At 44.5% G+C, this 8,824-nt stretch carries 9 protein-coding genes; 6 read left to right on the top strand and 3 right to left on the bottom strand.

All coding sequences use genetic code 11. The features are described from left to right. Together JWQ85_RS07360 and nagB are read left to right on the top strand one after the other, a co-directional pair. Nucleotides 1-380, top strand: a 380-nt coding sequence (locus tag JWQ85_RS07360; RefSeq protein WP_299466219.1) for a GDP-mannose 4,6-dehydratase, incomplete at its 5' end; no start/stop codon positions are given. Between the two features lies 1 nt (nt 381). After that, a complete protein-coding gene (gene nagB, locus JWQ85_RS07365; RefSeq protein WP_299466222.1) occupies nt 382-2,301 on the top strand; it encodes a glucosamine-6-phosphate deaminase in 1,920 nt (639 codons plus the stop codon). Nucleotides 2,302-2,362: 61 nt separating this feature from the next. Here the strand turns inward: nagB and JWQ85_RS07370 are convergent, their stop codons facing one another. Continuing rightward, nucleotides 2,363-3,466, bottom strand: a complete 1,104-nt coding sequence (locus tag JWQ85_RS07370; RefSeq protein WP_299466225.1) for a DNA alkylation repair protein — start codon at nt 3,464-3,466, stop codon at nt 2,363-2,365. A gap of 113 nt (nt 3,467-3,579) precedes the next feature. On the opposite strand from JWQ85_RS07370, the gene JWQ85_RS07375 reads away from it, so the two are divergent. Next, complete coding sequence (locus JWQ85_RS07375) at nt 3,580-5,076, top strand: FAD-dependent oxidoreductase (RefSeq protein ID WP_299466228.1); 1,497 nt, start codon at nt 3,580-3,582, stop codon at nt 5,074-5,076. Between the two features lie 115 nt (nt 5,077-5,191). Further along, nucleotides 5,192-5,806 carry a c-type cytochrome gene (locus JWQ85_RS07380; RefSeq protein ID WP_299466231.1) on the top strand — a complete coding sequence of 205 codons (615 nt, stop codon included), beginning with the start codon at nt 5,192-5,194 and terminating at the stop codon, nt 5,804-5,806. A gap of 95 nt (nt 5,807-5,901) precedes the next feature. Here JWQ85_RS07380 and JWQ85_RS07385 read toward each other — a convergent pair whose 3' ends face one another. Both JWQ85_RS07385 and JWQ85_RS07390 read right to left on the bottom strand, forming a co-directional pair. After that, nucleotides 5,902-6,837 carry a sugar phosphate isomerase/epimerase gene (locus JWQ85_RS07385; RefSeq protein ID WP_299466234.1) on the bottom strand — a complete coding sequence of 312 codons (936 nt, stop codon included), beginning with the start codon at nt 6,835-6,837 and terminating at the stop codon, nt 5,902-5,904. Between the two features lie 46 nt (nt 6,838-6,883). Next, nucleotides 6,884-7,348, bottom strand: coding sequence for a hypothetical protein (locus JWQ85_RS07390; RefSeq protein WP_299466237.1), 465 nt, complete (start codon nt 7,346-7,348; stop codon nt 6,884-6,886). A gap of 171 nt (nt 7,349-7,519) precedes the next feature. Here JWQ85_RS07390 and JWQ85_RS07395 point away from each other — a divergent pair, with 171 nt between their 5' ends. Next, nucleotides 7,520-8,314, top strand: coding sequence for a HipA family kinase (locus tag JWQ85_RS07395; RefSeq protein WP_299466240.1), 795 nt, complete (start codon nt 7,520-7,522; stop codon nt 8,312-8,314). Beyond that, nucleotides 8,292-8,675: a DUF3037 domain-containing protein gene (locus JWQ85_RS07400; RefSeq protein WP_299466243.1), complete on the top strand. Its 384-nt coding sequence runs from the start codon at nt 8,292-8,294 to the stop codon at nt 8,673-8,675. The genes JWQ85_RS07395 and JWQ85_RS07400 overlap by 23 nt, the downstream gene beginning before the upstream one ends. The last annotated feature ends 149 nt before the right edge of the window (nt 8,676-8,824 follow it).

Below are 8,824 nucleotides of genomic sequence, written 5' to 3' on the forward strand. Positions count from 1 at the left end.
CCGTTTTCGGGGATGATTATGATACCCCGGATGGCAGCTGTATCCGCGATTATATCCACGTGGTTGACCTGGCCGATGCGCATATTGCAGCCCTTAAACTGCAGGAAAGCGGCAAGCTTACCGGCAACTATGATGTATTCAATATCGGCACAGGTAAAGGTTACACTGTGCTGGAACTGATAAATGCCTTTGAGCAAACTACAGGTGTAAAGCTTGATTATAAAATTGGCGAAAGGCGTGTAGGCGATATCATCAAAGTTTGGGGCGATGTTACCAAATCGCGCCAGCAACTGGACTGGGAGGCAAAATTTGGGATTGAGGAGATGATGCGGTCGGCCTGGGCCTGGGAGCAATATTTACAAAACAATCAGATCAACTAAGATGCTACTTAATTTATTAGAAGAAACCCGGTACGAGAAGGTACCGGTAAAAATATACGAGAACGATAGCGAGGCAAGCCTTGATGTAGCCAAGCGCATAGCCACTATCATCAAACAAAAACAATCTGTAGGCAAAACCGCTGTACTGGGTTTGGCTACGGGGGTATCGCCCATAAAAGTTTATAAAGAACTGATAAGGCTGCACAAGGAAGAAGGCCTGAGTTTTAAGAACGTGGTTACTTTTAACCTGGATGAGTATTATCCTATCCAGCCAGATTCGGCCCAAAGCTATGTGCGCTTCATGAAGGAAAACCTGTTCGATCATATCGATATTGATATGGCCAATGTGAATATTCCTGATGGTACACTGGCAGAGCAGGATATAGCCGCATTCTGCCTTACCTATGAGCAAAAGATAAACAGTTACGGTGGCATAGATATACAGATTTTAGGTATAGGCCGTACGGGCCACATTGGTTTTAATGAGCCGGGCTCGGCGCCAAACTCGGGTACCCGCTTAGTTACCCTTAACGATCTTACCCGCCGAGATGCATCCAAAGATTTTGGTGGTAAAGAGAATGTGCCAACCAAGGCTATCACCATGGGTATTGGTACCATCTTTAAGGCCCGCGAAATTATTTTGATGGCCTGGAATGGTAAAAAAGCATCCATCATTAAAAAGGCTATTGAAGGTGTAATATCGCCTGATGTACCGGCAACCTACCTGCAAACTTCAGATAACGTTGAGTTTGTTATCGACCGTGACGCATCTGTCGACCTTACCCGCTTTGATACCCCATGGCTGGTTAAAGACTGTGTTTGGGACGATATGCTGATCAAAAAAGCAGTAATATGGCTGGCCAAAACCCTGAACAAACCTATCCTGAAGCTTACCGAAAACGATTATAACAAAAACGGTATGGCGCAGCTGGCTACACAGTTTGGGCCGGTTTACAATATCAACATCAGCATATTTAATAATATACAGCATACCATTACGGGCTGGCCGGGCGGCAAATTTAATGCTGATGACAGTCAGCGGCCCGAGCGCGCCACGCCTGCTGTAAAGCGTTCTATCGTTTTCTCGCCACACCCCGATGATGATGTAATATCTATGGGTGGCACCTTTATTCGCCTGGCCGATCAGGGGCATGAAGTGCATGTGGCCTACCAAACATCGGGCAACACCGCGGTTTGGGATGATGAGATGCTGCGTTATGTAGAATTTGCAATGGATTTTGCCAAATCGCAATCGCAGGATGCAGCCTACCTGAATGGCTTGTATAAAAACATGGTAGAGTTCCTGAAAACCAAGAAACCCAATCAATCTGATACAACAGCGATCCGTACTGTTAAAGGTTTGATCCGCAAAGGCGAGGCTATTGCCGGGGCAAGGCTTGCAGGCTTAAAAGACCAGCGCATCCATTTTATGGACCTGCCATTTTATGACCGGAGCAAGGAGCAAAAAGATGTATCGTTTGAGGATGATATACAGCAAACCATGCAGTTGCTGCAGGAGGTGAAACCTCACCAGATATTTACCGCCGGTGATTTTGCCGACCCGCATGGCACACACAAAGTATGCTTCGAGATTATGCTGGAAGCCTTTAACCGCCTGCGCCAGATAGAAGACTGGACGAAAGATTGCTGGATCTGGCTTTACCGCGGTGCATGGCACGAGTTTGAGATCCACGAAATTGAAATGGCCGTACCGCTATCCCCGCAGGAAGTGGAGCGCAAACGCCTGGCTATATTTAAGCACCAGTCGCAAAAGGATATCCCTGTATTCCCGGGTGATGACGCCCGCGAGTTTTGGGTTAGAGCCGAAGACCGTACCCACGAAACCGCCCGTTTATACAATGAGCTGGGACTGGCGGAATACGAAGCTATTGAAGCGTTTGTTAGATGGAAGCTTGTTTAAAAGAATCCCCCCCATATCTATGATTAAAAGCGGATGGACGAAAGGTTATCCGCTTTTTTATTTAAGCAAGCAGTTTAAATTCGCCTGTGGCTTTTTCCTGTCCGTTTACTATCAGCGCAATTTTATGCATGCCCGGGTAAAAGGTACGGGTGGTTATCAGTATAAATTTCTGTTTACGGGTAATGGTTGATGATTCGCCCGGCTGAAAAATACGTTCGCTTATTTTGAACACCTTCTTATTCAGCTTGCCATTTTTCATGAGGTAAAAGATAGCATACTCTAACCTTATCTTTTGTTCTGCAGCGTTAGTGTTGGCTACAGTAAAAACAAATTCCAGGCTGTCACCAATCTTTACTTGCGGGGTGCGGACTTTAAAATCCGACAAGTCGATACCATTGGTATGCAGGCCGTAATGCGCCAGCATTTCGGTGTGGCCCTGCTTTAACAAGGTGCGACTGCCGTGTTTTATAATGGCATCGGTTTCTTTGTTGATGCCACTCCATCGGGCAGCTATTTCCAATACAATTCCGGGATGATCTTTAGCGATATCATTCAGATTATTGGCAACGCTTCGCCTAACCCATTCAGATGGATCTGCTTTTAGGTTCTCCAGTATCGGCAATATAAGTGAAACATCCTTCTTTAATTCGGGCACAGCCATAGCCCATGGTAAACGCGGGCGACTGCCTTCGCTTGCCAGGCGGCGTACCTTATAATTTTCGTGTAACGTCCATGCCTGCATCTGTTTCATCAGGGGGTTGGTATATTTGAGCAGGAACGGGCGCACCGCAAATTCGCAGCTTACAAATTGGGTGGTAAACTCCAGGGCATCAACCGAGGTTTCATAATCGTCAATACCATAAACCTCAATATAATCGGGCAGGAACATGTAGGCCAATCCATCTTCGCCAATGCCTTTTTTTCTTAGCAGGATAATCAGGTTTTTAATGATGGCAACATCCTTTTTGTAATCAGCAGGCATAAAGTTGTGCAGCGTTTTTACGGTATGCCTCATGCGCTCCTTTAACTCCATATTCTCAAATTCTTTGGTATGAATTTGCTGAGTGAATTTTTGCTTATCAAAGCCGGGTAATACTTCTGTAAGGCAATCTGATAATTTGTTATAAAATAAGGGGGAATAAAGGTCTTTTAGTGGGCTGGCCATAGGCGTAAAAGTACAAAAACCTATTAGGATGAAGTAAGCTTGGCGTTACAACTTCATTTTTTTATATTGCGATAACCAATAGCCTTTTAAGGCACATTCGCTTTATAAATATCATGGGTATAAAAAGAAGATCGTTCCTTAAAAATACATTGATAGCCGGTGCAAGCGCCGGTTTGGTCCCACAGTTTTTACAAGCCAAAAATACCGAAAGCCAGGATTTTATTCCTGTTGATATCCCGGTATCAGCCACCGGCAAAAAGGTAATAGTTGCCGGGGCGGGCATTACCGGCCTTTGCTGTGCTTATGAATTGATGAAAGCCGGCCATGATGTTACAGTGCTTGAGGCATCGGGCAGGTATGGCGGGCATGTTTTTACCGGTAGAGACGGCCTGTCTGACGGTTTGTATGCCGATTACGGTGCCGACCATATCACCAAACCCGGTTACGAAAAATTCTTTGATTACGTAGACGAGTTTAAACTTGCAGTAATTCCCTATCCCAATGCGGAAGGGTCTGAAGCAGCGCCGAATGGCCATGTAATGAAAATGATAGGAGGTAAGTTTTACACCGAAGAAATGTTGAAAGACCCGGCGGTGCTTACCAAATTCGGGTTTAACGATAAGGAGGTTAAATTTCTTTCGCAAAATCCGTCATACGCCTTAAGCTCGTTATATATTAAGCCCTATCTGGCAAAATTTAAAGACCCATACCAGCCTTTTGGGGTTGGATATGATGAGTATGATAAATTCCCGATTGCCGAGATCTTTAAAAAGGAAGGTGCATCGCCAGCCGCTCTAAACTGGCTGGGTGGCTCACATACCTCAGCGCTTTACTATTTATGGCGCGCCTATATCATGGAGCACCGGGGCATCCCGCTATCCGAAGGAGACACCTTTCATCTTAAGGATGGCAACGAACAATTGCCTATAGCTTTTGCCAAGCGCCTGGGTGCACGTTTAAAACTAAACCACCCTGTACTGGGCATTAAGCACGACAGTAAGGGAGTAACCGTTAAGTACAAAGCTTTTGGTTTTGAAGAGGAGAAGGAAATGACTGCCGATGTATTGATTAACTGTATCACCCTGCCCATATTCAAAAATATACCGATAACGCCTGCATTATCACCAACGAAACAATACGTGGTTGATAATATGGCTTATTCATCGCACCCCTTTTATGTGTTTGAGGCCAGCAGCAGGTTTTGGCTTGATGATGGGTTTAAAAGTATCAATATGCAATTTGAGCACCCCGATATTTCATCTATTTGGGAGGAAACAAACCAGGTGGATAGTAAACGTATTGTGCTGAAAGCTTACGGCCCCGGCGGGCTTTCGCCGCAACGGGTTTTGGCGGCCTTCCGCGAAGTATATCCCGGTAAACATGATACTATTGAGCAGGCTTTAACAAAGGATTGGACAAAGGATAAATTTGCCCCGGCCTGCGAGATGGAAGCGTTCCCGATAGGGGAAATGAATAAATTTTGGCCGCAATTGATGATACCTGAAGGCCGCATCTATTTTGCAGGCACTTATGCTGATAATATGAGCCGGGGTATGGAATCCTGCATCCGGTCGGCACAACGCGTAGCGCAAGAAATTAATAAACTATAAGATTACAATGAATAAAAGGGTTGGATTGATTTACGGAGGTATTATTTTCTGCCTGTTTTTGTGTTCGTTTATATTTCCTTTAAAAAAATTACAGCAACAAAATCAGGTACCTGTTGTGAAAATTATCGCCCCAAAAACTAACGGTAATTTTGATTGGGATACGCAAGTAAACTACCAGATAAATGTAGCCGATAAAGAAGACGGCGATTCTAAATACGAAGAAATAAATGGGATGGAGGTACTGCTTGAGGTGAAATATACTGACAGCAAAACTAAATTACCTGCAACGACCAAGGCCACACCGGATGCACCGGGATTAGCGGTGATACGTACATCAAATTGCTTCAGTTGCCATAGTTTCAATGGAAAATTAATTGGCCCGTCATTTCATGATATCGGCGTAAAATATCCGGTTACATCTGCAAATATCGATCTGTTGACTAAGCGGATCAAAGAAGGTTCGGCAGGTATCTGGGGAAAGGTAAGCATGCCAACCCATCCGGAGCTAACCGCCGATGAAGCGGCCAGTACTGTTAAATGGATCTTAAAACAGGCAAATGACCCGAACGTAAGTTACTATACCGGCACCGAGGGGGCTTTCCGTACCAGGCCAGCCGGAACAGAGAAAAAAGGCACTTATATTTTAACCGCCAGCTATACCGATCATGGTTTAAAAGGCGGCACGGGTAAACGTTTGAAAGGCGAGGATGTAGTTATATTAAAAAGATAGGCTTTGCCGGGAACAATACAATGGTAGCCCAACTGCGTAAATTGCTTAAACAGCAGGGCTATCCATCATCACAAATAAAAGTGCAGGGCTTTTGGTCATAACACCTGCAAAAAGATAATGCCTATATAAAATATAAAAGGGTACAGGTTGTTTTTTACATAAGCAGCGCTGCGTTTTACATTACTCATAGCATCGGGTATGTAATTGTTACCCTGTTCAACAAACAGGTGTTTGGCACCCGCCAGTTGATGATCTTTTAATATGGTTTTAAAATCGATAGTGCCATCGCCCACGGTTGTGTGCAGCTCACGGTCGGTTTTATCCATATCTTTTATATGCAAAATGGCAAAACGGCCGGGCTCTTTTTTAAACCATTCCAACGGGGCAACCGGCGAAGAGTGGCTGGTCCAGTACAGGTCCATCTCCAGCTTAACTAATGCAGGGTCGGTTTCATCTAAAATGGTGTTATAGCCAATTTTTCCGTCGTGGGTTATAAATTCAAAATCGTGGTTGTGATAAGCCAGTTTAAGGCCGCTCTTTTTTATTTGCTCGCCAATGGTGTTTAATGTACTTGCAAGGCGTTTAAACTCGTCCATGTTATGGTACTCGGGCGCAAGCCAGGGCCATACAATGTAATCCTGCTTCATTATGGTAGCGCCCTCAATACATTGATCAACATATTTGGTAAGCGCGTCTTTTTTATCTTTAGCAAAAAACCTATCCAGGTCATAATGGCCGGCCGGGGTGGTTAGGTTACAGTCATCCATTAGTTGCTTTGCCTGTTTTGGTTCCAGCCCCCAGTAGTATTTATTGTTGCCGTAATTAAAGCCATAGGTTTCTACCTCCTGGTAGCCAAAACCGGCAACACTGGTTAAGGTACCGCGCAGATCTTTTTCCATCGCTTCGCGGATGGTGTATAATTGCAGCCCCACTTTAAATTTAGCTTTAGGGGCAGCAAAAGGAATTGCCGGGATAGCCATAGCTGCCGAAATAACGCCGCTTTGCTTTAAAAAAGTTCTTCTTGTACTCATGATAGGTTAGGTTTAAATAATTAAGAGACTGTTGTAGATAATAAGCTTATTTCTGCTTTACGTAAGTCTCTATTATTTCGTGGTTTATATTTAGGCTATCAATCTTCTCAATACCCTTTTGTATTAGCGTATCGTTTTTAAACTGAACGGTAAAATCAAAGTCGCGGCCTTCCCATTCGCGTGCGTTTAAGTAGGCCAGGTGCTCGGTATATTTATCGCCTTTAAAATCGTAGGTGCCTCCCCCTGCGGTGTAGGTAGCATCTTTGCCCTTCCCCTTGCTTAGATCATGTCTCATAAAAGCAAAGTGGGTAGCGTTTAATATTTTTAACATTTCCTGGTTTGGAACGGGGTAATCTTTAACGGTATCGCCTTTGGTAACGGTTACGGCAGATACCAGTTTCCAGGTGCCTATCATGGGCGAAGCGGGTCCTTCGGCAACAGTAGCAACAGGTTTTTGGGTGCACGATGCCAGGGCAAGTGCAGAGAAAAGAAATAATCCGGTAAGTTTCATGAGATATGTTTTGAGGTTTAATTAAAACGCTAATATAAGCGCAACAACAGTAAATGCAAGCGTGTAAACTATATAAGCAGCTAATGATAAGCATAATAGAGAAGTTTTGCTGCGTACTGTATGGCAAACCTCTGCAAAAGGATAAATCCCTATATTAGCATCACTAATACTATGATCAATACACTGCCCGAGTTACGCACCGTTAATGTTACCCGTTATGTTACGCCATTGCGCGAGGGCGGTTCATTACCTGCCATTGCCGAGGCCGACGACGGGTTTTTATATGTACTTAAATTTAGGGGCGCAGGCCAGGGGCCGAAAGCCCTTATTGCCGAGCTGATAGGCGGCGAAATTGCCCGTAAGCTGGGTTTTAAAATACCGGAATTGGTATTTGTAAACCTGGATGAAGCTTTTGGCCGTACCGAACCGGATGAGGAGATCCAGGACTTGCTGAAGTTTAGCGTAGGCCTTAACCTGGCGCTTCATTATCTGTCGGGTGCTATTACGTTTGACCCTACAGTTACTTTTGTAGAACCCAAACTGGCTTCGCAAATAGTGTGGCTGGATGCCTTATTAACCAATGTTGACCGCACCGCGCGTAATACCAATATGCTGATGTGGCACAAAGAGCTTTGGTTGATCGATCACGGTGCAGCCCTGTATTTTCATCACAGTATGGAAAAATGGGAAGAGCAGGCTATCCGCCCGTTCGTGCAGATAAAAGATCATGTATTGCTCAGAAAAGCATCTGAGCTAGATGCAGTTGATGAAGAATTTAAAGCATTGTTAACACCAGAATTTATACAGTTTGTTGTTGATTTGATACCGGATGCCTGGTTAACAGATCGTTCGTTTGAAACAGAAGACGAGCAAAGGCAGATCTATGCTCAGTTCCTGAATACCCGATTAGAAAACTCAAATATTTTTGTAAAGGAAGCGCAAAATGCAAGATCGTCACTTATTTGAGTATGCCGTTATCCGCGTGGTGCCCAGAGTAGAACGCGAGGAATTCCTGAATGTGGGGGTAATATTGCTGTGCACTAAACAGAAGTTTTTAAAAATGATGTACAGCATTGATAAAGATCGCTTACTGGCCTTTTCAAAAGATCTGGATATTGATGCGCTCGAAGAAAACCTGCTATCATTCCAACGGATCTGCAATGGTGGTAAAGATGCCGGCCCTATCGGCGAGCTGGATGCAGCATCTCGTTTTCGCTGGTTGACGGCTACGCGCAGTACTGTTGTGCAAACCTCAAAAGTGCACCCTGGCTTTTGTTTGGATGGCGAGGATTCGCTCCAAAAACTTTATAACCAACTAGTAGGTTGAGGGTATGTGGAAAACAGGCAAGATCATCCGATGGGTTTTGTGCATCTTGGTGGTTATAGATGCACTCTTTTTCCTAAAATCTTGTTCGCAAACCCCAAAGGGCGTCGACCCCTTTTACACAAATAAAGGAGAATGGGACGATGCGGAGA

The organism is Mucilaginibacter sp. (genome assembly GCF_028288105.1).
Classification (GTDB): Bacteria; Bacteroidota; Bacteroidia; order Sphingobacteriales; family Sphingobacteriaceae; genus Mucilaginibacter.

Bases quoted from the DNA above. Each gene is read 5' to 3' on its own strand.
- JWQ85_RS07385 (WP_299466234.1), bottom strand. From the start codon at position 6,837: ATGAGTACAAGAAGAACTTTTTTAAAGCAAAGCGGCGTTATTTCGGCA.
- nagB (WP_299466222.1), top strand. From the start codon at position 382: ATGCTACTTAATTTATTAGAAGAAACCCGGTACGAGAAGGTACCGGTA.
- JWQ85_RS07375 (WP_299466228.1), top strand. From the start codon at position 3,580: ATGGGTATAAAAAGAAGATCGTTCCTTAAAAATACATTGATAGCCGGT.
- JWQ85_RS07390 (WP_299466237.1), bottom strand. From the start codon at position 7,348: ATGAAACTTACCGGATTATTTCTTTTCTCTGCACTTGCCCTGGCATCG.
- JWQ85_RS07395 (WP_299466240.1), top strand. From the start codon at position 7,520: ATGATCAATACACTGCCCGAGTTACGCACCGTTAATGTTACCCGTTAT.
- JWQ85_RS07400 (WP_299466243.1), top strand. From the start codon at position 8,292: ATGCAAGATCGTCACTTATTTGAGTATGCCGTTATCCGCGTGGTGCCC.
- JWQ85_RS07370 (WP_299466225.1), bottom strand. From the start codon at position 3,466: ATGGCCAGCCCACTAAAAGACCTTTATTCCCCCTTATTTTATAACAAA.